The organism is Sphingomonas sp. NPDC079357, from assembly GCF_044901155.1.
Taxonomy (GTDB): domain Bacteria; phylum Pseudomonadota; class Alphaproteobacteria; order Sphingomonadales; family Sphingomonadaceae; genus Sphingomonas.
The window spans coordinates 156,987-177,079 of sequence record NZ_JBJDOM010000006.1 but is presented as its reverse complement, the minus strand read 5'-3'; the positions used below and the strand labels follow the sequence as shown (position 1 = coordinate 177,079).

The window sequence follows — 20,093 nt, the reverse complement described above, 5'->3', positions numbered from 1 at the left end:
TGTCGCAAGCCTCGCCCGCGTGAACCAAGGATAGCCAAATGCTGGATGATGCGAAAGGCGCGCGCGCGCCGCTGGTGGTGGGGATCGGAGGGACGATCGGCGGCGTGTCGTCGACCGAGCGGGCGCTGAGGATCGCATTGGGCGAGGCGGCGGCGCAGGGCTTCCGCACGCAGATGTTCGGCGGCGCCGACATGGCGCGGCTGCCGCTCTACGATCCGCGCGCGACCTCGCGTACGCCCGAGGAGCAGGCGTTCGTCGAGGCGGTGCGGCAGGCGTCGGCGGTGATCATCTCCAGCCCCGGCTATCACGGCAGCATCTCGGGAGTGGTGAAGAACGCGCTCGACCTGCTGGAAGAGACCGCGCGCGACTCGCGGCCCTACCTCGCCGACATGCCGGTCGGGCTGATTGCGACCGCTTATGGCTGGCAGGCGACCGGGTCGACGATCGCGGCGCTGCGCTCGATCGTCCATGCGCTACGCGGCTGGCCGACGCCGTTCGCGGCCGCGATCAACACGCAGGTGACGCGCTTCGACGACGAGGGCGGGGCGAGCGACCCGGCAGTGGTGGAGCAGTTGCGGCTGATCGGGCGGCAGGTCGCGCGGTTCGCGCCGCTGTCGGGCGGCGGCGTGGCGGCATGACCCCTGCGGTGCGGCCACGACGGAGCGCGCTATTCCTGCCGGCCTCGAACGCCCGCGCGATCGAGAAGGCGCGGACCTTGCCGTGCGATGTGGTGATCCTCGATCTGGAGGATGCCGTCGCGCCGGCACAGAAGGACGCCGCGCGCGGGGCGGCGATCGCCGCGGTCCGCGACGGCGGTTTCGGCACGCGCGAGCTTGTGGTACGGGTGAATGCGTTCGACACGCCATGGGGCGCGGACGATCTGGCGGCGTTGCATGGTGCGCCGGCCGACGCGGTATTGCTGCCCAAGCTGGACCATCCAAAGACGTTGCATGCGGCACGCCTGGCGCTTGGTGAAGGACCGGCGCTGTGGGCGATGATCGAGACGTGCAGCGGCGTCTTGTCGCTACCCGCAATCGCCGCCGAAGCGGTGGAGCACGGGCTGGCCGCGCTGGTGGCCGGTACCAACGATCTGGCGCGTGAATTGCGGTGCCGCGCGCGAGTCGATCGCGCGCCGCTGCTGCCTGCGCTGGCCCAGATCGTGCTGGCGGCGCGGGCGGCGGGGCTGACGGCGCTCGATGGCGTCATCAACACGCTGGACGATCAGACGGCGATCGCGGCGGAATGTACGCAGGGGCGTGACTTGGGGTTCGATGGCAAGACGTTGATCCATCCGGCACAGATTGCGGCCGCGAATAGCGCCTTCGGACCGTCCGACGATGAGGTCGCGGCGGCACGCATCCTGGCGGCGGCCTTCGACGGGCACGAGGACGAAGGCGCAATCCGTGTCGAAGGGCGGATGGTCGAGCGGCTGCACCTTGAGGAGGCGCGGCGGGTGCTGGCGCTGGCGGCGATGGTGGCGGCGCGGGGATGACGGTGGGGCCGGTTACGTCCGGCAGTATCCCTCGCCCGGCTTGACGACCAGACACTCCTTCTTGCCGGCAAGCCATTTGAGCCCGGTCGCGTCGCCGTCGCCGAGCACGGCGGTTTCCGCCACCCCGCCCCGCATGAAGCGCAATCCCTCCGCCGTCACCGACCCCGCGAAGGTGCCGCGGTGGTCAAGATCCCACTGCATGTCGAGTGTCACCCCGCCTTCCTCGCGGCGTGCGACGTTGAGGTACATGCCCTCCACGCCGATCCAGCGACCGAGATAGCGTTCCTCCAGCGCGGCGGTGGCGGCGGGTTCGACCGCATTGTCGCGCAACTGCCCGCTGCCGGGTTCGTCGCGCGGCGGCGCTACGGGGCCGACGCGATCGGTCGGCGTGCCGCTGGGTGAGGGGTCGGGGGCCGGCTGTGCGCAGGCAGCGAGCGCGAGCGGGGCGAGCAGGAGCGAAAAGCGGATCGACATGGCGCAACAACCTGCGGAAACGGTGCCGCGTTCCGGGTAGCTTTGGCGCGCGCGGATCGCTAGAGCGCGGCGATCCTATCATCAAGGGAGTCGATCCTTGCGTATCGCTATCGCTTGCGACCATGCCGCCGTTCCGTTGAAGGACGATCTGCGCGACTGGCTTGCGAGCGAGGGGCATGAGGTGATCGACCTCGGCACGCACGGCACCGCCAGCGTCGACTATCCCGATTACGGCCGCAAGCTGGCCGACGCGCTTGCCGCCGGCGAAGCGGAGCGGGGGATCGCGCTGTGCGGGTCGGGGATCGGTATCATGATCGCCGCCAATCGCAATCCGGCGGTGCGCTGCGCGCTTGTCCACGAGCCGCTGTCCGCCGAGCTGGCGCGCAGCCACAATGACGCCAATGCGATCGCGATGGGCGCACGGCTGATCGGCACCGAAATGGCACGCGCCTGCGCACGTGCCTTTCTTTCCACGGATTTCCTCGGCGGGCGCCATGCCGCGCGCGTCGACATGCTCAAGGAGCCCGCATGAGCACCAACCCGACTTCGCTTTCCGACATCCAGCCGGATGGATTCTTCACCCGCGGCCTCGCCGACGCCGACGCGGCGGTGTTCGCCGGCGTCGAGCATGAGCTGACCCGCGAGCAGACGCAGATCGAGTTGATCGCGTCGGAGAATATCGTCAGCCGCGCCGTACTGGAGGCGCAGGGTTCGGTGTTCACCAACAAGTACGCCGAGGGCTATCCGGGCAAGCGTTACTATCAGGGCTGCCACCCGTCGGACGAGGTCGAGCAGCTGGCGATCGATCGCGCCAAGCAGCTGTTCAATTGCGGTTTCGTCAACGTCCAGCCCCATTCCGGCGCGCAGGCGAATGGCGCTGTGATGCTGGCGCTGGTCAAGCCGGGCGAGACGATCATGGGCCTCAGCCTTGATGCCGGTGGCCACCTGACGCACGGCGCGCGTGCCGCGATGAGCGGCAAGTGGTTTAACGCGGTGCAATATGGTGTCGCGTCGGACACGCATCTGATCGATTATGATGCGGTGGAAAAGCAGGCTGTCGAGACTCAGCCGAAGCTGATCATCGCCGGCGGCTCGGCCTATCCGCGCCACATCGACTTCGCGCGCTTCCGCGCGATCGCCGACAAGGTCGGGGCGTTCTTCATGGTCGATATGGCGCATTTCGCCGGGCTGGTCGCTGGCGGTGTCCACCCGACGCCGTTCGGCCATGCGCATGTCGTGACCACCACCACGCACAAGACGCTGCGCGGCCCGCGCGGCGGGATGGTGCTGACCGATGACGAGGCGATCGCGAAGAAGATCAACTCGGCGGTGTTCCCGGGGCTGCAGGGTGGCCCGCTGATGCACGTCGTGGCCGCCAAGGCGGTGGCGTTCGGCGAGGCGCTTCGCCCCGAGTTCAAGAGCTATGCCGCGGCGGTGGTCGAGAATGCCAAGGTGCTGGCGGCGACGCTGAAGGAGCGCGGCGCGGATCTCGTTTCTGGCGGGACCGACACGCATCTAGCGCTGGTCGATCTCACCCCGCTCGGCATCACCGGCCGTGATGCGGACGAGGCGCTGGAGCGCGCCGGAATCACCTGCAACAAGAACGGCATTCCCAACGACCCGCTGCCCCCGGTCAAGACCAGCGGCATCCGCGTCGGCTCGCCCGCCGGCACGACGCGTGGTTTCGGCACCGCCGAGTTCCGCGAAATCGGCAACATGGTCGCCGACGTGCTCGACGGCTTGCGCGAAAAGGGCGAGGCTGGCGACGCCGCCGTCGAGGCGAACGTGCGGGAACGTGTTCGCGCGCTGTGCGCTCGGTTCCCGATCTACCAGTAAGGAGAACGATCGGTGGCTGATTTCGACAGCAAGGTGAACGAGGTGCGCGGCACGGTGAAGAGCACGCCGGGTCTGGGCAAGAGCATGGCGAAGTGGAGCGCGCTGGGCGCGGTCGTCGCCATTCCGCTGCCGGTGGTCGGGCCGATCTTCGGCGCGATCGCGGGCGCGGCCTGGGCCTATCACAAGGGCACCAAAAACAAGTGATCCGCTGAATGCGCTGCCCTTTTTGCGGACATGACGCCAGCCAGGTGAAGGACAGCCGCCCCACGGATGATGGGGCGGCGATCCGGCGGCGGCGGCAGTGCGAGGGCTGTGCGGCGCGCTTCACCACTTTCGAGCGCATCCAGCTGCGCGACCTGACGGTGGTGAAGAGCGAATCACGGCGCGAGCCGTTCGATCGCGAGAAATTGCTGCGCTCGATCTCGATTGCGGCGCGCAAGCGGCCGGTGGAGCCGGTGCGGCTGGAAAAGCTGGTCAGCGGGATCCAGCGGCAATTGGAGACCAGCGGCGAGGCCGAGGTGTCGGCCAAGCGGATCGGCGAGATGGTGATGGAGGGGCTGAAGGGCCTCGATTCGGTCGCCTATATCCGGTTCGCGAGCGTCTATCGCGATTTCAGCGAGGCGCGCGATTTCGAGGAATTTGCGGGGAGCGTGGAGGAAGCGGGGCGGGGGTGATGCCGCCCTCATCCGTTCGGTTCGAGCAGCATCGAGCTTGCCGAGATGCGCCCGTCGAGAACATAGCGTTCCGATGAGCTTTTATGTCTACATTCTGCGCTGCGCCGACGGCAGTTATTATACCGGCCATACCGATGATCTCGAGCGGCGGGTCGCCCAGCATCAATCGGGGGCGTTGCCGGGGTACACGCATGATCGCCGGCCTGTGGAGCTGATGTGGGCGCAGGACTTCCCGACGCGCATCGAGGCGCTGGAGCGTGAGCGGCAGGTAAAGGACTGGTCGCGCGCGAAGAAAGAGGCGCTGTTTGCGGGCGATTGGCGGTCGGTCAGCGTCGCGGCGCGTTCTCGACCGCGCGTCTCGGCTGCGCTCGACGCTGGCTCGAACCAAACGGATGGGGCTGGCGGCGTTGCAACGCGGGAAGCCGATGTTGGCTCTTCCACTCCTCAGGACGAACGGCTCGCGGGAGAAAAGCCGTTTGCCCCACCCCCCGTCATCGTACTCGTCCGCCCGCAACTGGGCGAAAACATCGGAAAGGCGGCGCGGGCGATGCTCAATTTCGGGTTGGTCGAGCTGCGGCTGGTCGCGCCGCGCGATGGCTGGCCCAATCCGCAGGCCGGGCCGGCAGCCTCCGGCGCGGACATCGTGCTGGAGCGCGCGGCGGTGTTCGAGACGGTCGCCGACGCAGTCGCCGATTGCCCGCATGTCTATGCAACGACCGTTCGCAAGCGGGGCGTGACCAAGCCGGTCGTCACCCCGGCCGTGGCGGCGCAGGCGATCCATGCCGCTCCGGGACGTTCGGCGATCCTGTTCGGGCCTGAACGCTCCGGGCTGGAAACCGACGACGTCGCGGTCGCCCGGACGATCATCACCGTCCCGATCAATCCCGAGTTCGGTAGCCTCAACCTGGCGCAAGCGGTGATCCTGGTCGCCTACGAATGGTCGAAAGGACAGGCGCTGGCCAGTCCGCCGGCCGTCGACGCCGATCCGCCCGCGCCGCAGGTCGAACTGGATGGGATGATCGCGCAGCTTGACACGCTGCTCGACGATGGCGGGTATTTCTATCCGCCGGATCGGACGCCCGCGACGCGGCGGATGCTGCGTACCCTGCTGACGAAGCCCGGCTGGTCGAGCCAAGAGGTTCGGACGGTGCGCGGCATTTTGTCGTCGCTGGCGCCGAAACGCCCGCGCGGCGGCTGAGGTCAGTCGATCACCGGCGACGCCGGCCGGCCATCGCAATAGGAGCGCGCCGGATCGCGCAGGGAAAGTCCGGCGGCGACCGCGCGCTGGATGATGAGGCGGATCGAGCCGTGCTTGGCGCTATTGCTCTCGCCGGGCTGGCACTGGCGGAGGCAGTCCGGTGAGACAATCATCCCGCCGGTGGTCCGTCGGTAAAAGCCTCCTTCGGTGCTGAGCGGCGCGATCCGGCGGCGAACCGTCGTATCCGGGGTGGAGAGCGCCCGGGCGATCTGTGCGACGCGAATGCCATGGCGCGGCAGCAATTGCGCCGCGGCCCCGAAGCCGCCGAGCGCGTGTTCAGCCTTCAGCGACTGATAATTGGCGTGTAGCACGACCGAGAAGATGGCGAGGTCCAGCGGCTCGGCGCAGAGCACGCGGTTCGATTCGACCAGCGCCAGGAACAGGTCGATCGCGGCGCAGATGCCATCGGTGCTCGCCAACCGGTCGGTGTTGCTCACGGCGGTCGGCGCTACCGGGATGGCGCCCTGTGCGACGGCGTCCGCGATCAGGCGTACGAAACAGTCATGGGCGTAACGTAGCTGCCGCCAATTGTCCGCCCGCGCCCAGAAGGCCTCCGACAGCGTCACGCCGCTGCGGGTCCGTTCGCAGATGCGCGATTCGAGCAGGGCGCAGATATGTCGCCTTACCGTCTCGAACGGGCGGCCCAGCGACATGGCGGCCGAATGTACCGAAATTGTCCCGCTGCGTTCCGGCTGCGACAGGCTGGTGCGAAGCAAAAGGCAGAATACGAGGAAACGATCGATGTTACCGTTGAAGTAGCGCAGTCCGGTGACGCTCATGCTGCTGTGGAACTCTGCCAGCAGCGCGGCGAGCGGCGGAATCAGGCTGTCATGCCGCGATATTCGATGAATATTCGGCTGAGAGCCTCTGTGCTGCAGCGCGGCCGTATAGTTCGGCACGGTATTCGTCCCCTCTCAGGCGCAACGCCATCGCGCCCTGCATACCCACTGAAAGTAAAAATCCACGTTCGTGAGGTGGATGTGTCTCACGCGGATCTTACAAGGCGGCTGGGGTAGCGCAAGAAAGGATAGCGTGCTTTGCGGCAAGTTCTTGTTACTAAACCTTTCCTTCCGTAAGCGGGTCGGGACTGTTTCAAGGAGCCGTCAACGGTGGCGAAAGACGTTGGATCACCATGGATACTCCGGCAATATCTTAACTTAAATTCATCTGCTAAGTACCAGAAAAGATAGTCGAAAGTATACCATTTTCTCGCTAAACCAGGTTGGTTAATCCGGGCGGCGAACGGTTGCCGCCGCCCGGGCGATCAGTCATTCAGCAGGTTGCGGAAGCGGCGATGCAAGCGGTCGGCCGGCAAGAGCCGCGTCGAGCGCAGGGCGGTCGAGCTTGCCCTCCCAACGCGCCACAACGATCGCTGCCACCGCATTGCCGACGAAGTTGGTCAGGCTGCGGCACTCGCTCATGAACCGGTCGACGCCGAGGATCAGCGCCATGCCCGCAACCGGAACGGTCGGAACGATCGACAGCGTCGCGGCGAGGGTGATGAACCCCGCGCCGGTGACGCCCGCCGCGCCCTTCGACGAGAGCATCGCAACGCCGAGCAACAGCAATTGCTGGCCGATCGTCAGGTCGACGTTGCACGCCTGCGCGATGAACAGAGCCGCCAGCGTCATGTAGATGTTGGTGCCGTCAAGGTTGAACGAATAGCCGGTCGGTACGACCAGCCCGACGACACCGCGGTCGCAACCGGCCGCTTCCAGCTTGGTGAGCAGCCCGGGCAGCGCCGGCTCCGACGAGGAGGTACCGAGCACCAGCAGCAGTTCGCCTTTCAGATAGGCAATCAAGCGCAGGATCGAGAAACCGTGCAGTCGCGCGACGATGCCAAGAATGCCGAACACGAACAACGCCGACGTCAGATAGAAAGTGGCGACCAGACCACCGAGGTTGACGAGGCTGCCGACGCCGTACTTGCCGACGGTGAAGGCGATCGCGCCAAACGCACCGAGCGGGGCGACGCGCATCAGGATCGCGACCACGCGGAACACGACGATGTTGAGCCGCTCGATCAGGTCGAGGATCGGCGCAGCCGGCGCGCCAACCAGGCTGAGCGCGACGCCGAACAGGATCGCAACCAGCAGCACCTGCAGGATATTGCCCTGCGTCAGCGCCGAGATCAGCGTGTCGGGAATGATGTTGAGCAGGAAGCCGGTCAGCGTCGTGTCATGCGCCTTGGCGGCGTAGTCGGCGACCGCGCCGGTATCGAGCGTGGCGGGATTGATGTTCATCCCCGCGCCCGGCTGGACGACATTGGCGACGATCAGCCCGACGATCAGCGCGAGCGTGGAGAAGAACAGGAAGTATCCGAATGCCTTGCCGGCGACGCGCCCGACCGCGCTCAACTCCCGCAGGCCCGCGATCCCGCTGACCAGGGTGAGGAAGATGACCGGAGCGATGACCATCTTCACCAGCTTGATGAAGCCATCGCCCAGCGGCTTCAACGCCGCGCCGAACTGCGGGTAGAAATGGCCGACGATCGCGCCGGCGACGATCGCGATCAGAACCTGGACATAAAGGTGGTGGTGAAGGCGGCGGGGACCTTCGGCCTCGGGCGGAATGACGGTGCTGTGCATAACCTCTCCTCGCGTCCGCGTTCAGCGAACGTCTTGCGGCAGAGGCTAACGCGGATCGACCTCGCGGCGAAGCATCGTCTCGTTTCGGGCTAAATATCTGTAAGCCGGCCATTATTCCGAGGGTGGCCAAGACCGGCCGCCCGAGTTGTGCGGATCGCCGCCCGCACGCCGACCTGCCTGTGCCATAATCCGCACGCTAGGGGCGGCCGGCGCGCTCCCAGGCGGCGATGTCAGCGATCCCCTCCGCCACGCTGATCCGCGGGGTGAAGCCGGTCGCCTGCATTCGCTCAATCGTGTAGCGAACCGAGGTACGGAAACGCGCAACCTCGTCGTATGACGGCGTGCGCGCGACGAATCGTTCGAGCGGGTCGAGCGCCACACCTGCCCGCCCGGCAGCGGCACCGATCGCTTTGGCGAGCTTGCGCGCGGCCAAGGTCGCCGAACCAGGCAGCGACCCGCTCCCCGCGGGAGCCTGCACCGCGTCACGCAGCGCCTCGAGATAGGCGTGCCACGTCGGGATGTCGGCACCGTTGACGTTGAACGTGCCGGCGATCGGCGCCGCGCTGGTCGCCAGATGGGTGATGAACCCGGCGAGATCGTCGACGTGGACCAGATTGGCATCGCCACGTCCGGCGTCGCCGAGCACCGGCCAGCCATCGTGCAACCGGTCGAGATAGGTGGTGGTCCAGGCCGCGCTGCCCGGACCGTAGATCAAGGTCGGGCGCAGGATGGCGACCGACAGGCCGTCGCCGGCCTGCTGGCAGGCAGCCTCCGCCGCCACCTTCGCCGCGCCATAGGCACCGTGCGGATGTTCGGTGGACGTATCCTCGTCGATCGTGCCGGTGGCGGCGCCATAAACCGCGACCGAGCTGATCTGGATGAAGCGCTTCACCCCCGCCGCGCGCGCGGCGGCCAACGTGTTGCGGGTGCCGTCGACGATGACGCGCGTGTCGCGCGGACCGCCGACAGCGGTGTGGACGACCGTCTCGATGCCCGGCATCGTCACCGCCAGCGCCTTGGGCTCCAGCACGTTGAGCGCAATGCCGCCCGGCGGCGGGCGACGGTAGCCCGCGACGACCGGAACCCCGGCGGCCTGAAGCGCGGTGACGACGCGTTGCCCGACGAAACCGCCCGCGCCGGTCACCAGCACCCGTCCCGTCATGCCTGCCGCTCCTTGAGATGATCCGCCAGCCGCAGGGCGAGCGCGATCGCGGTCAGCGTGGGATTGGCCTGGCTTGACGTCGGCGTGACCGATGCGCTGGCGACATAGAGGCCGGCGACTCCATGCACGCGGCAGTCGCGATCGACGACGCCGTCGCGCGGGCTGTCCGACATGCGGGTGGTGCCGCTGTGATGCCCGCCATAAGCCGCCGAGTCGAGCAATGCGTCCTCCAGCGCCGCCTCGTCATAATCGAGCGTGCCGGTGCCGGTGCGCGCCAGCTCTTCGCGGATCAGCCGGTAGGTCGCGCGTGCCGAATCAAAGTCGGCGGCGGCGACGCGCCAATCGACATGCAGGCGGCGCATGCCCAAGGCGTCGCGCTCGGGCGACAAGGCAACGCGGCTGTGCCAATTGGGCGATTGCTCGCTGACGAACTCGAACGGATAACGATTGTCGCGCGACGGCAGCGCGATCGAGGGGATCCGCCGTGACGCCAGATAGCGCTTCACCCCCCAAGTGCGAACGAAGTTGAACAACTGCACCGGGTGGCGCGCGATATTGCCGACATGGCGCAGATACGGCCCGAGCGAGCGATCCGCCTCGCGCGCGGCGCGACTATATTCATACTTCACCGCGAAGGCGGCGAGGAACATCAGCGAGAGCACCGGATCGCCGTGCGCAGGATCGTTGGCTTCGCGAATGTGGAGGCGCACCGTGCTGTTCAGCAACTGACGCGCGCGCTGCGCTTCCGGGGTGGGGGCAAGGCGTCGACGGATGTAAATTCCCTCGGCATCGCGTTCGTAATCGAAGCCGATCTTTTTGGGGTCGCCGGTGAAATGCGCCATGCCGAAGGTCGCGGCGAGGTGACACATATAGCCGCGGCCCAGCCAGCCGCCGGCGTTGCCCGGCCCGTCGGGCAGTATGTCGTCAGAGGCGAGCAGCAGTCGAGCGGTTTCCAGCCCGCCTGCCGCCAGCACGTAATGCGTCGCGCGGACCTGCCAGTCGGAGCCGTCCGGCGCGCGCACCGCCAGGTGGTCGACGCTGTTGCCGTCCGGTGCGAGCCGGATCGCGGTGACGGGCGCATGCGTGACGACGCGGACGTTGGCGGCGGCGGTCAGTTGCTGGCCGTAGCGCGTCCAGAAGTTGGTCGGGCGGCTGAAGCGTTCGATCGTGGTGTGGAGGCATTCGCCGTCGAGCCCCGGGACGATCGGCGCGGAGGGTGTGTGGTCGAACGCGCCGGCCTCCGCCGCCTCCATCGCAGCGGGATAGTAGCGCGCGACCTCGTCAAAGCCGATCGGCCATCCCGAGTGCGCCACCCACGGGCGCGGCTCGAAGTCGATCGGGTCGAACGGGATCGAGCGGCCGCCCCACAAGGCGGTGGTGCCGCCCAGGGCGCGCACGCGATAGGTATCCAGCGGCCAATGCACGCGCGGATCGGCGACCTGCCCGGCATAGGCGTCCTGCACCGCGGGATCGACGTCCGCCCCGCCGGCCTCGAGCACCAGCACCTCCAGCCCCAGCGCGGCGCAACGCGCGGCCAGGGTAAGCCCAGCCGCCCCCGATCCGACGATGCAGACGTCGGCCGGCGCGGGTGGGGCGGTCAGTTCGCTGGCATCGGCGCGCACGCTGTCTCCTTCGGGCTATGCCGCAAAGGCGTAGCATGGTGCAGCGCGGGAGCAAGTATTGCGGCTCCGCCACCGGGTGGCGGAGCCGTGTCATTTTGGGTGGTTAGAGGATGGCGCGGGCGATCGCGGCGGCCTGGACGTCATAGGCCCAGGCCGTTTCGTGCAGGCTGTCGGCGAACGCGCCGCTCACCTGAGCGGCAGTTCGGCCACCGAGCAGCGCCTCGTCGTCGATGAACAGGCAGCCGTTGTCGAAGGCGAATGCGCGCAGGGCGGCGCGCCATTGGCTGCGGTTCACGTCGCTGCCGCCGGCCGGACTGACCCCGGCGATCGCCGGCCAGGTGAGGATCACGCTGCCGCTCTGCCGCGCCTGCTGGACGATCGTGCGCAGGTTTGCCAGCCATGTCGCCATCGCCAGCCCTTGCGCGCTGTCGTTGGTGCCGAGGTTCACGATCGTCAGGTGCGGCGCATAGGTGGCGAGCGCCGCCGCCGGCGAATAGGCGTTGGTCATGTCGGCCTGAAACCCCGCGACCACGCCGAAGACGCCAAAATTGGCGATCTCCACGCCGGGCCGCGTGCTGTCCCAGGCGATCAACCCTGCGAGCTGCAGATTGCCCGTGTTGCCGCCGCGCGCGATCGTGATCGGGGCGGCGTCGCGCGTGACGAAGCTGACTTCCAGCCGTGCGAAGCCGCCGTTGGGCCCGGACGGGGTCAGCGTGACACTCTCGGTCCCCTTGGTGACCGTGAAGGGCGGGCGATCGCTGCCATTGCGGATGAAGACCGAGCAGCGATCCACCGCCCCGCCGGGCTGGAACTGTCCGGGGTTAGAATTGCCGGTGCTCATCGTGGCGCCGCCCAGCGAGTTCGCGCCGCCGCTCCAGCTCGAAAAGCCGCTGCGGCGCGGATCATAGGCAAGCAGGTCGGCGATACTGCCCAGTCCAGCGCAACCGAAGAAGCCGTCGGTGCGCGTCGGAAGGCCGCCCGCCGCCAGCAGCGCCGCGACCCGCGCCGGCCGGGAGCGGGCGAACGCGCCGACGGTATAATTGCCGCCGGTGCCGGCGCCCGCCCCCATGGTCTTGCTGTCCCCGACAAACGCGATCCGTGCCGAGTCGGCCATGCCGCTGCGCAGCCGTCCGCGCGCTGCCGCCCAGCCGAGCACGGCGGTAGGCGACGCGGTTTCCACGGTCGGTACCGGCGTACCGATGCGGGCGAGCGCGGCCGCGGTCACGGTGCCGCCGATCGATCCAGAGGTTCGTGTCATCTCAGGCCTCCGCGATCAGGTTGGTGGCGGTGGTGCCGGTGGCGCGGACGTAAAGCGCGCGCACCGCGACGTAGCTGGCATCGGGAAGGTTACGATAGGTGACGTCCTCGCTACCCTCGACGCCGCGCAGGACCAGCGTGCCGCCACCGCCGATGTAGATGCCGCATGGCACGCTGGGCAGCGGAGCGAGATCATCGGGCTGGATGGAATAGGGTGCGGTGGCGGGCGCGCTCGGGCTGTCGGCGCTGTTCTGGAATTTGTCGGCCATGGCTTCGTCCTCCTTGATAAGAGGGGTTCCCTTTATGTTCTGATACGGCTTGTAGGACAGCCCCCAGTTTCTGTGCCATAAAGGACACGCCTTTTCGGTTGGCGGTGGGGCGGTTAGGCACTAGCGTCGCCGAATGACGAAGCGTGCTCGCGCTTCACAGATCCGCCTTGACCAGGGATTGCGTGACACGATGGCCCGATCGCTGACGCTCGACGCCGCTCCGCTCGAGGCAACGGAGCGCGCCGCGCGCGACCCTGCCGACCGCCGCCCGCGCAGCGAGGCGCCGGGCGCTCCGCTTTCGTTCGAAGACAAGGTCGTGCTGGCGATCTTCGCGGTTGGACTGGTCGGCAATATCGTCCTCCAGAAGATCGCCTGGCCGCTGAAGGCCGGCGGGTTCGTGCCACTGGTGCTGCCGCTGTTCGTTGCGGCGATCGCGCTGGGGCCGGTGTTGATCCGGCCGAAGTTCGACCCGGCGCGGATCGGCGGGTTCTTTCTCGCCTTTCTGGTGGCGGCTTTCTCGACCTTCTTCCTCGCGCCACGCTACAGCGCGTCGAGCTTGATGCTGTTCGCTGCGCTCTATGCGCCGTTCATGATCTACTACGAGACGAGCGCCGCCAATTACCGCCGCTGCATGAACCTGTTCATCTCGGTCATGCTCGGGTTCGTCGGCATCACGCTGGCGCAGCACCTGATCCAGCTGGTACTGACCTACCGGGCGTGGCCGAACCTCAACCTGCTGCTCCCGCAGTCGTGGCTGATCCCCGATTACAATTACATCCAGCCGATCATCTACGGCTCGCGCTTCATGAAGCCCAATGCGGTGGTCTTCCTCGAAGTGTCGCTGCTGTCGCAGTTCATCGCGGTGGCGCTGGCCGCGGAGCTGGTGCTGTTCCGGCGACCGATCCGCCTGATCGTGCTGGCGAGCGGGCTGCTGATGACGATGGCGGGGACCGGAGCGTTGCTGCTCGCGCTGACGCTGCCGGTGCTGCTCGGTCGGATGCGGATGCGCAATGCGGTGGTGATGATCGCCATCCTGCTGGTGGTGTGCGTCGTCGCGTTCCGGCTCGGCTGGTTCGACATCGTCAGCTCGCGCATGGACGAATACAAGCGCAACGGGACCAGCGCCAACATGCGCTTCATCCTGCCGCTGGAGCGGATGGTGGAGTTCCTGCAGGATCCGCGCGGGCTGATCGCCGGGATCGGCGCCGGGCAGATCGAAAAGGGGCGCAACTTCATTTGGTGGCCGTTCACCAAGGTGGCGATTGAATACGGGCTGATCACCGCGATCATCTTCTATGGCTGGGTGATCTTCTGCCTGTTCCGCCGCGCGCCGGAGCGTGCGTTCGCGTTCGTGTTGCTGGTCTGGTTTTCGTTCGAGGGCACGCTGCTGACCGCGCACAACGTGCTGTCGCTGGTGATGTTCGGTACGTTGCTGCGCGTGGCGCCCGAGGAGTCGCGGCGGCGGCGCAGCAAGGAACCACCGCAGCCGCAACCGGACGGCCCGCCACTGCCGACCGCAACGACGCCGCCGCGTCCCACGCGTACGCCGCTGCCCGAACCGGTGCCGGCGGGCGGTGTCAGTGGCGAGGCGCTGGTGCGCGTGCTGGGCACGCCCGATACCGGCGGGCGGCTGATCTACGCGATCGGCGACCTGCACGGGCGTGTCGACCTGTTCGACAAGCTGCTCGCGCGGATCCGTGACGATATCGCGGCGCATCCGGGCGGCTATCAGGGCAAGCCGATGGTGGTGCTGCTCGGCGATTACATCGATCGCGGGCCGGCATCGGCGCAGTTGATCGACCGCATCCTCGCGCTGCGGAACGACGAGATGATCGAGTGGCGTGCGGTGCTGGGCAACCATGAGGATGCGATGGTCGCCTTCCTCGACGCACGCAGCAGCGGGCAGAGCTGGGGCCGCCACGGCGGCGCGACCACGCTCGCGTCCTACGGCGTCGCGGCGCCGGACACCGCCGAGGGCTGGGACGCGACCCGCGAGCAGCTACGCGCGGTGGTGCCCGAGGCGCACGACACATGGCTGCGCGGGCTCGATCATTACATCGTGCAGGGCGGGCTGATTTTCGTTCATGCCGGGCTGCGTCCGGGCGTGCCGCTGGAAAAGCAGCGGATGAAGGACATCCTCTATATTCGCGAGGAATTCCTGAGCGCGCCGGTCGACAGCGACCTGCTGATCGTCCACGGCCACACGCCGCAGGACGAAGCCTATGGCGCACCGGGGCGGATCTGTCTCGACAGCGGTGCCTATGCCACGGGTGTGCTGACTGCGGCACGCTTCGACGGTGGGCCGATCAAGTTGCTGACGTCGCGGTAAACGATCCTGCCGGCGGCGTCAGCGCCGCCGGATCGGACGCATCGGGCGGAGACGGACCGCCAGGCAGATGACGGTCGGCCAGAACAGCGTGTTGATGACGTCGGGGATTGTGTCCCACCACCGCCAGCTGTGGTAATGTAGCCGGTCGAGCACCTCGTTCGCCAGCTCGGCCACCACCACTACCGACAGCGGGATGAACGTGCCGAGCGAGCGGCGGGTGACGATTCGCGCGATCATCAGCACCGCCATTCCGGCGTGGATGTGCAGGACCGTATCGGTTGTACCGGTGCCGTCGCCGATCCAGTTGATGAAGCGGGCGTACAGCCCCGGTACGTCGATCACCGGGTTACTTCTGGCAGGCGACGATCGCGGTGACGACGCTGATCGTTTCCTGTGGATCGCGGACGCGGACGCAATCGACCCCCGCCTCGTGCGCGGGATAGTCGTTGCCGCCCGGGAAGATCGCGTCGCCGATGAACAGCATTTCCGACAGGTCGAACCCGCTCTCCTTCGCGAGCTTGCGCAGGCCGTAGCCCTTGTCGACGCCCTCGCGGGTGATGTCGATCGAGGTCGCGCCGCCCATGTTGATCGCAAGCCCCGGCAGACGCTGGCGCAGGTCGGCCTGGATCACCTTACGCTTGGCAAAGTCGGGATCCCAATGTTCCTTGGCCTCGATCGGCGCTTCCTGTCCGAGCGCGGAGAAGGTGATCTGGCTGCCGCGATCCTCGATCCGCTCGCCCCAGGTCTGTTCGGGGACGAAGCCAGTCGCCTCCAGCGATTCACCGAACGCGGTGATGATCTTTTGCTTTTCGGCGTCGTCGAACAGCTCGGCATAGACGGTCTGCCACGCGTCACCCTTATGGACGTAGAGCTTGGTGCCGGTGGTCGGCATCAGCCACAGCCGCGCGCGGTCGGCGCGTTCGGGGAGGCGGCTGGCGACCTGCTTCTCGAACTGTGGCCAGTCACCGCCCGAGATCACGGCGACGTCGGCCACGGTGAGCAGATCGGCCAGTGTCTCGCCCATATCGTCCTTCAGCGGTTGCTTGCTGAGCGCGAGCGTGCCGTCGAGGTCGAAGGCGACGAGCTTCTTCATTCGGTATCTCCGGTGCGCAGGATAATCGTGTCGATGGCGTGCGCTACGCCATCTTCATCATTGGCGCGAGTGGTGGTGTGCGCCTTCGCCTTCACCGCATCGGGCGCGTTGCCCATCGCGATCGACAGACCGGCGCGCGCCAGCATCGGCAGGTCATTGGCCTGATCGCCGATCGCGGCGGTGTCGGCGAGATCGACGTCAAGCGCCTTGGCGAGCGCGGCGATGCCGTCGCCTTTGTTGGCGGTGAGCGCCGTGACATCGAGATAATAGGTCTGCGACTGCGCGACGGTTGCGTCCTTGCCGTAGCGGGCATGGACGCGCTCGTAGAGCGCGTGGAGCGCGGCGTCGTCGTCACTGACGAAGGTGATCTTGTCGGCGCGGTCGAGCAGGTCGTCGAACGAGGCCACGACGACAGGTTCCTGCGCGCTGCTGCGACGCTCGCTCTGTGTGTGCGGGCCGTCACCGTTGCTGGCAAACCATTGGTCGTCGGCGAAAACCCAGGTGTCGACGCCGTCGGCCATCGCCATGACGCCGCGCGCGATCTCCGCGGGGATCGTGACGTGGCTGACGATCGTGCCGTCGCGGCGGAAAACGATCCCGCCGTTGAACGCCGCGACATCGCCGTCGAGACCAAGCGGTTCGAGTAGCGGGCGAATCCCCGACATCGGGCGCGCGCTGATGACGGTGAACCCGACTCCCGCCGCGCGCAGCCGGTCGACGGCGTCGATCGTCACGGGCGTGAGATTCTTGTCCTTGTCGACCAATGTGCCGTCAAGATCCGACACCAGCAGGCGGATCGCCATTATTGCGGCATCTCGACATGGCCGCCGAAGCCGAAGCGCATCGCCGACAACACCTTCTCGCCAAAGGTATGTTCGACGCGGCTGCGGTAGCGCGCGAACAGCGCGGTGGTCAGGACGTTGGCGGGCACCGCCTCTTCCATCGCCGCCTCGATCGTCCACTGACCCTCGCCCGAATCGGCGACGTTGCCGCTGAACTTCTCCAGCTTGCCATCGGCGGCAAGCGCGTCGGCGGTCAGGTCGAGCAGCCACGACGAGATCACGCTGCCACGCCGCCACACCTCGGCGACGTCGGCAAGGTCGATGTCATAGCGTTGATCCTCGGGCAGTTTTTCCGAAGCTTTGCCCTTCAGGATGTCGAAGCCCTCGGCATAGGCCTGCATCAGCCCGTATTCGATACCGTTGTGAACCATCTTCACGAAATGGCCTGCGCCGGCAGGGCCGGCGTGGATGTAGCCGCTCTCTGCGCGCGGGTCGGTGCCGTCCTTGCGGCCGACGGTGCGCGGAATCGTACCCATTCCGGGGGCGAGGGCGGCAAAAATCGGGTCAAGATCTTTGACGACGTCAGTCGGGCCGCCGATCATCATGCAATAGCCGCGTTCGAGCCCCCAGACGCCGCCCGAGGTGCCGACGTCGACATAGTGGATGCCCTTTTCGGCGAGCGCCTTTGCACGGCGAATATCGTCCTTGTAGAAGCTGTTGCCGCCGTCGATCACCACGTCGCCCGCGCTGCCGCCGGCCGCGATCTGGTCGACCATGCCGTCGGTGATGTCGCCATGAGGAAGCATTACCCACCAGATCGCCGGACGGCCCGCCTTGGCCCTGGCATCGTCGACGGAAGTGGCCGCGATCGCGCCCTCTGCGACAAGCTTTTCAACAGCTTGTGCGTCGCGATCGAAGGCAACGATCTCGTGCCCAGCCCTCATCAGGCGGCGCGCCATGTTGCCGCCCATCCGGCCGAGGCCGATCATCACCAGTCGCATTGCAAACTCCCTCGCTGGCCGCTTAATCACCCGACCATGCGTCAGGTTCCGCTGGCGCAACAACCCCTGGGAGCGTTCCCGCGTTGCATCGGCCCCGCTTGCTCGTCGTCCTGGGTACACGACCGGAGGCGATCAAGATGGCGCCGGTGATCGCGGCGTTGCGCAAACGACCGCAGGTCGACACGCGCGTGCTGGCGACGGGGCAGCACCGGACGCTGCTGAAGCAGGACCTGGACGTCTTCGGGATCGTCCCCGACGCTGAAATAGCGCCGACCGGCGCGGGCGGGGCGCTCGATGTCGCGCTGGCGCGATTGCTGACGGGGATCGGGAGCGTGATCGAACGGAAACGGCCGCAGCGCGTGATCGTGCATGGCGACACGCTGACGGCGTTGGCCGCGACGTTGTCGGCGCACCTGCGCGGTGTTCCCGTGGCGCATGTCGAGGCGGGATTGCGGAGCGGCGACCTGTCCGCGCCGTGGCCCGAGGAAGGCAGCCGGCGCGTGACGGGGGTGCTGGCCGATCTGCACTTCGCGCCGACCGCGGGGGCGGTGGCGGCGTTGCGGGCGGAGAACGTGCCGTCCGACGCGATCCATCTGACCGGCAACACGGTCGCGGATGCGTTGCGGATCGTCCAGGCACGGATTGCCGCCGCACCGGGGCTGACGGACGCTGTCGCCCCGGTGCTGGCGCGATTCGCGGGGCGGCGGATCGTGACCGTCACGGTGCATCGGCGCGAGAACCATGGCGTGGCGCTGGCGCGGATCGCCGAGGCGGTCGCGCGCCTGGCGATCCGCGAGGATATCGGCATCGTCGTAGCGCTGCACCCGAACCCGGCGGTGGCGGGGCCGTTGTCCGAACGCCTTCGCGGATGCGGGCGGGTCGCGCTGGTCCGGGCACTCGACTATCCGGCGTTCGTGCGGTTGATGGCGGCGAGCGCGCTGATCCTGACCGACTCCGGCGGCGTGCAGGAAGAAGCGCCCGCGCTGGGCGTGCCGGTGCTGGTGCTGCGCGACCGGACCGAACGGCCCGAAGGCGTCGCAGCAGGCGCGGCGCGGATCGTCGGCACCGACCCGGCGCGGATCGTCGCGGCGGCGAGTGGGTTGCTCGACGATCCCGCGGCGCTGGGCGCGATGGCGGTGGTGCGGCATTGCTATGGCGATGGTCGGGCGGGGGAGCGGATCGCGGCGATCCTCGCGGCGACGCCGGGGCGCGATCCGGCAGCGCTGGAGCGCCGCTGACACTGCCTCACGCTACCTCACGCCGGCTTTTTCAACTGACCTCCGGCCTTGGCCGGGGTGGCGATCCGACAGGTGCGATGGCGGGTTCGGCTTGGTCGCCCCAAGCTTTTCTGCGCTTGCCGCCACGCGCGGCGCGTCGCAGGTACGGGCGATGAACGGGGGCAGACCGCTTTGGACGCACTGAGCACGCTGGCAGGATTTCTGGTCGGCACGATCGTCGGGCTGACCGGGGTCGGCGGCGGATCGTTGATGTCGCCGCTGTTGATCCTGCTGTTCGGGGTTGCGCCGACGACCGCGGTCGGGACCGACCTGTGGTTCGCCGCGATCACCAAGATCGTCGGCGGGACGATGCACCACCGGCAGAACAACGCCGACTGGGCGATCGTCAAGCGGCTGTGCTGGGGCAGCCTGCCCGCGGTGGCGATCACCTTGTGGTGGCTGTCGAGCCATGGCCACAAGGCCGAGAGCAACGGCCTGATCGTGCGCGTGCTTGGCGTGACGCTGGTCATCTCCGCGCTGCTGACGCCGTTTCGCGCGAAACTGGCGCGGCGCTTTGCGCGCGCCGAGGGGGCGCGGACCGAGGCGATGTTGCGCTGGCAGCCGTTGTTGACGGCGGCGGCGGGGGCGCTGCTGGGGACGCTGATCACGCTGACCTCGGTGGGCGCGGGCGCGCTGGGGGCGACGTTGCTGCTGATGCTCTATCCGTTCCGGTTGAACGCCAAGCGGCTGGTGGGAACGGATATCCTCCATGCAGTGCCGGTCGCGCTGATCGGCGGGATCGGGCATGCGGTGATCGGGAACATCAATCTGCCGCTGCTGGGGTCGCTGCTGCTCGGGTCGGTGCCGGGGGTGATCCTCGGCGCGAAGCTGACCGACCGGCTGCCGGAGCGGGTGGTGACGCCGGCACTGGCGGTGGTGTTGCTGATCGTCGGGGTCCGGTTGTTGATGTAGGCTTGTGTCGGGTTGACGCGCGGTCTGACCGTCGACCGTCATTGCTTCGCTACGCTCGCAATGACGG

General features: G+C 67.6%; 21 protein-coding genes. 10 read left to right on the top strand and 11 right to left on the bottom strand.

Annotated elements, in window-relative coordinates; translation table 11 throughout:
* The first annotated feature begins 38 nt into the window (after positions 1 to 38).
* Positions 39 to 638 (top strand): NADPH-dependent FMN reductase, encoded by a 600-nt coding sequence (locus ACI2JO_RS16565; RefSeq protein ID WP_404721712.1) that lies wholly within the window; start codon positions 39 to 41, stop codon positions 636 to 638.
* Positions 635 to 1,492, top strand: coding sequence for an HpcH/HpaI aldolase/citrate lyase family protein (locus ACI2JO_RS16560; RefSeq protein WP_404721711.1), 858 nt, complete (start codon positions 635 to 637; stop codon positions 1,490 to 1,492). The genes ACI2JO_RS16565 and ACI2JO_RS16560 overlap by 4 nt, the downstream gene beginning before the upstream one ends.
* A 12-nt stretch (positions 1,493 to 1,504) precedes the next feature.
* Here the strand turns inward: ACI2JO_RS16560 and ACI2JO_RS16555 are convergent, their stop codons facing one another.
* Entirely contained in the window at positions 1,505 to 1,966 is a 462-nt protein-coding gene (locus tag ACI2JO_RS16555) for a hypothetical protein (protein ID WP_404721710.1), read from the bottom strand.
* A 97-nt stretch (positions 1,967 to 2,063) separates the two neighbouring features.
* Here ACI2JO_RS16555 and rpiB point away from each other — a divergent pair, with 97 nt between their 5' ends.
* The 5 genes from rpiB to ACI2JO_RS16530 all read left to right on the top strand — a co-directional run bounded on the left by rpiB (position 2,064) and on the right by ACI2JO_RS16530 (position 5,674).
* Positions 2,064 to 2,498: a ribose 5-phosphate isomerase B gene (gene rpiB / locus ACI2JO_RS16550; RefSeq protein WP_404721709.1), complete on the top strand. Its 435-nt coding sequence runs from the start codon at positions 2,064 to 2,066 to the stop codon at positions 2,496 to 2,498.
* Positions 2,495 to 3,802 carry a serine hydroxymethyltransferase gene (glyA, locus tag ACI2JO_RS16545; protein ID WP_404721708.1) on the top strand — a complete coding sequence of 436 codons (1,308 nt, stop codon included), beginning with the start codon at positions 2,495 to 2,497 and terminating at the stop codon, positions 3,800 to 3,802. The genes rpiB and glyA overlap by 4 nt, the downstream gene beginning before the upstream one ends.
* Before the next feature lie 12 nt (positions 3,803 to 3,814).
* Positions 3,815 to 4,006 (top strand): hypothetical protein, encoded by a 192-nt coding sequence (locus ACI2JO_RS16540; RefSeq protein ID WP_028967558.1) that lies wholly within the window; start codon positions 3,815 to 3,817, stop codon positions 4,004 to 4,006.
* Between the two features lie 8 nt (positions 4,007 to 4,014).
* Positions 4,015 to 4,476 (top strand): transcriptional regulator NrdR, encoded by a 462-nt coding sequence (gene nrdR, locus ACI2JO_RS16535; protein WP_404721707.1) that lies wholly within the window; start codon positions 4,015 to 4,017, stop codon positions 4,474 to 4,476.
* Positions 4,477 to 4,549: 73 nt separating this feature from the next.
* Complete coding sequence (locus tag ACI2JO_RS16530; protein WP_404721706.1) at positions 4,550 to 5,674, top strand: TrmH family RNA methyltransferase; 1,125 nt, start codon at positions 4,550 to 4,552, stop codon at positions 5,672 to 5,674.
* A gap of 2 nt (positions 5,675 to 5,676) precedes the next feature.
* Here ACI2JO_RS16530 and ACI2JO_RS16525 read toward each other — a convergent pair whose 3' ends face one another.
* The 6 genes from ACI2JO_RS16525 to ACI2JO_RS16500 all read right to left on the bottom strand — a co-directional run bounded on the left by ACI2JO_RS16525 (position 5,677) and on the right by ACI2JO_RS16500 (position 12,632).
* A complete protein-coding gene (locus tag ACI2JO_RS16525) occupies positions 5,677 to 6,633 on the bottom strand; it encodes a hypothetical protein (RefSeq protein ID WP_404721705.1) in 957 nt (318 codons plus the stop codon).
* 369 nt (positions 6,634 to 7,002) lie between these two features.
* Positions 7,003 to 8,322 (bottom strand): dicarboxylate/amino acid:cation symporter, encoded by a 1,320-nt coding sequence (locus ACI2JO_RS16520; RefSeq protein ID WP_404721704.1) that lies wholly within the window; start codon positions 8,320 to 8,322, stop codon positions 7,003 to 7,005.
* A 196-nt stretch (positions 8,323 to 8,518) separates the two neighbouring features.
* Positions 8,519 to 9,484, bottom strand: a complete 966-nt coding sequence (locus ACI2JO_RS16515) for an NAD-dependent epimerase/dehydratase family protein (RefSeq protein WP_404721703.1) — start codon at positions 9,482 to 9,484, stop codon at positions 8,519 to 8,521.
* Complete coding sequence (locus ACI2JO_RS16510; RefSeq protein ID WP_404721702.1) at positions 9,481 to 11,106, bottom strand: FAD-dependent oxidoreductase; 1,626 nt, start codon at positions 11,104 to 11,106, stop codon at positions 9,481 to 9,483. The genes ACI2JO_RS16515 and ACI2JO_RS16510 overlap by 4 nt, the downstream gene beginning before the upstream one ends.
* A gap of 103 nt (positions 11,107 to 11,209) precedes the next feature.
* Positions 11,210 to 12,364, bottom strand: a complete 1,155-nt coding sequence (locus ACI2JO_RS16505; RefSeq protein WP_404721701.1) for an SGNH/GDSL hydrolase family protein — start codon at positions 12,362 to 12,364, stop codon at positions 11,210 to 11,212.
* A 1-nt stretch (position 12,365) separates the two neighbouring features.
* Positions 12,366 to 12,632 carry a hypothetical protein gene (locus ACI2JO_RS16500; protein WP_404721700.1) on the bottom strand — a complete coding sequence of 89 codons (267 nt, stop codon included), beginning with the start codon at positions 12,630 to 12,632 and terminating at the stop codon, positions 12,366 to 12,368.
* A gap of 190 nt (positions 12,633 to 12,822) precedes the next feature.
* Between ACI2JO_RS16500 and ACI2JO_RS16495 the strand changes: the two genes are divergently transcribed.
* Positions 12,823 to 14,961: a metallophosphoesterase family protein gene (locus ACI2JO_RS16495; RefSeq protein ID WP_404721699.1), complete on the top strand. Its 2,139-nt coding sequence runs from the start codon at positions 12,823 to 12,825 to the stop codon at positions 14,959 to 14,961.
* Positions 14,962 to 14,979: 18 nt separating this feature from the next.
* Here ACI2JO_RS16495 and ACI2JO_RS16490 read toward each other — a convergent pair whose 3' ends face one another.
* Genes ACI2JO_RS16490 through gnd form a run of 4 tightly spaced genes read right to left on the bottom strand, consistent with a single transcriptional unit; the run spans position 14,980 to position 17,837 of the window.
* Complete coding sequence (locus ACI2JO_RS16490; protein ID WP_404721698.1) at positions 14,980 to 15,303, bottom strand: hypothetical protein; 324 nt, start codon at positions 15,301 to 15,303, stop codon at positions 14,980 to 14,982.
* A gap of 4 nt (positions 15,304 to 15,307) precedes the next feature.
* On the bottom strand, positions 15,308 to 16,054 hold the full coding sequence (locus ACI2JO_RS16485; protein WP_404721697.1) for an HAD-IIB family hydrolase: 747 nt from the start codon (positions 16,052 to 16,054) through the stop codon (positions 15,308 to 15,310).
* Positions 16,051 to 16,857, bottom strand: a complete 807-nt coding sequence (locus tag ACI2JO_RS16480) for a Cof-type HAD-IIB family hydrolase (RefSeq protein WP_404721696.1) — start codon at positions 16,855 to 16,857, stop codon at positions 16,051 to 16,053. Before ACI2JO_RS16480 ends, ACI2JO_RS16485 begins: the two co-directional genes overlap by 4 nt.
* Entirely contained in the window at positions 16,857 to 17,837 is a 981-nt protein-coding gene (gene gnd, locus ACI2JO_RS16475) for a phosphogluconate dehydrogenase (NAD(+)-dependent, decarboxylating) (RefSeq protein WP_404721695.1), read from the bottom strand. The genes ACI2JO_RS16480 and gnd overlap by 1 nt, the downstream gene beginning before the upstream one ends.
* Before the next feature lie 83 nt (positions 17,838 to 17,920).
* Between gnd and wecB the strand changes: the two genes are divergently transcribed.
* Both wecB and ACI2JO_RS16465 read left to right on the top strand, forming a co-directional pair.
* Positions 17,921 to 19,075, top strand: coding sequence for a non-hydrolyzing UDP-N-acetylglucosamine 2-epimerase (gene wecB, locus ACI2JO_RS16470; RefSeq protein WP_404721694.1), 1,155 nt, complete (start codon positions 17,921 to 17,923; stop codon positions 19,073 to 19,075).
* Positions 19,076 to 19,246: 171 nt separating this feature from the next.
* Positions 19,247 to 20,026 (top strand): sulfite exporter TauE/SafE family protein, encoded by a 780-nt coding sequence (locus ACI2JO_RS16465; RefSeq protein WP_404721693.1) that lies wholly within the window; start codon positions 19,247 to 19,249, stop codon positions 20,024 to 20,026.
* The last annotated feature ends 67 nt before the right edge of the window (positions 20,027 to 20,093 follow it).

Coding starts and splice junctions, on each gene's coding strand:
- gnd (WP_404721695.1), bottom strand. CDS start 17,837: ATGCGACTGGTGATGATCGGCCTCGGCCGGATGGGCGGCAACATGGCG.
- nrdR (WP_404721707.1), top strand. CDS start 4,015: ATGCGCTGCCCTTTTTGCGGACATGACGCCAGCCAGGTGAAGGACAGC.
- ACI2JO_RS16485 (WP_404721697.1), bottom strand. CDS start 16,054: ATGAAGAAGCTCGTCGCCTTCGACCTCGACGGCACGCTCGCGCTCAGC.
- ACI2JO_RS16555 (WP_404721710.1), bottom strand. CDS start 1,966: ATGTCGATCCGCTTTTCGCTCCTGCTCGCCCCGCTCGCGCTCGCTGCC.
- ACI2JO_RS16565 (WP_404721712.1), top strand. CDS start 39: ATGCTGGATGATGCGAAAGGCGCGCGCGCGCCGCTGGTGGTGGGGATC.
- ACI2JO_RS16560 (WP_404721711.1), top strand. CDS start 635: ATGACCCCTGCGGTGCGGCCACGACGGAGCGCGCTATTCCTGCCGGCC.
- ACI2JO_RS16530 (WP_404721706.1), top strand. CDS start 4,550: ATGAGCTTTTATGTCTACATTCTGCGCTGCGCCGACGGCAGTTATTAT.
- ACI2JO_RS16480 (WP_404721696.1), bottom strand. CDS start 16,857: ATGGCGATCCGCCTGCTGGTGTCGGATCTTGACGGCACATTGGTCGAC.
- ACI2JO_RS16520 (WP_404721704.1), bottom strand. CDS start 8,322: ATGCACAGCACCGTCATTCCGCCCGAGGCCGAAGGTCCCCGCCGCCTT.
- ACI2JO_RS16515 (WP_404721703.1), bottom strand. CDS start 9,484: ATGACGGGACGGGTGCTGGTGACCGGCGCGGGCGGTTTCGTCGGGCAA.
- ACI2JO_RS16500 (WP_404721700.1), bottom strand. CDS start 12,632: ATGGCCGACAAATTCCAGAACAGCGCCGACAGCCCGAGCGCGCCCGCC.
- glyA (WP_404721708.1), top strand. CDS start 2,495: ATGAGCACCAACCCGACTTCGCTTTCCGACATCCAGCCGGATGGATTC.
- ACI2JO_RS16495 (WP_404721699.1), top strand. CDS start 12,823: ATGGCCCGATCGCTGACGCTCGACGCCGCTCCGCTCGAGGCAACGGAG.
- ACI2JO_RS16505 (WP_404721701.1), bottom strand. CDS start 12,364: ATGACACGAACCTCTGGATCGATCGGCGGCACCGTGACCGCGGCCGCG.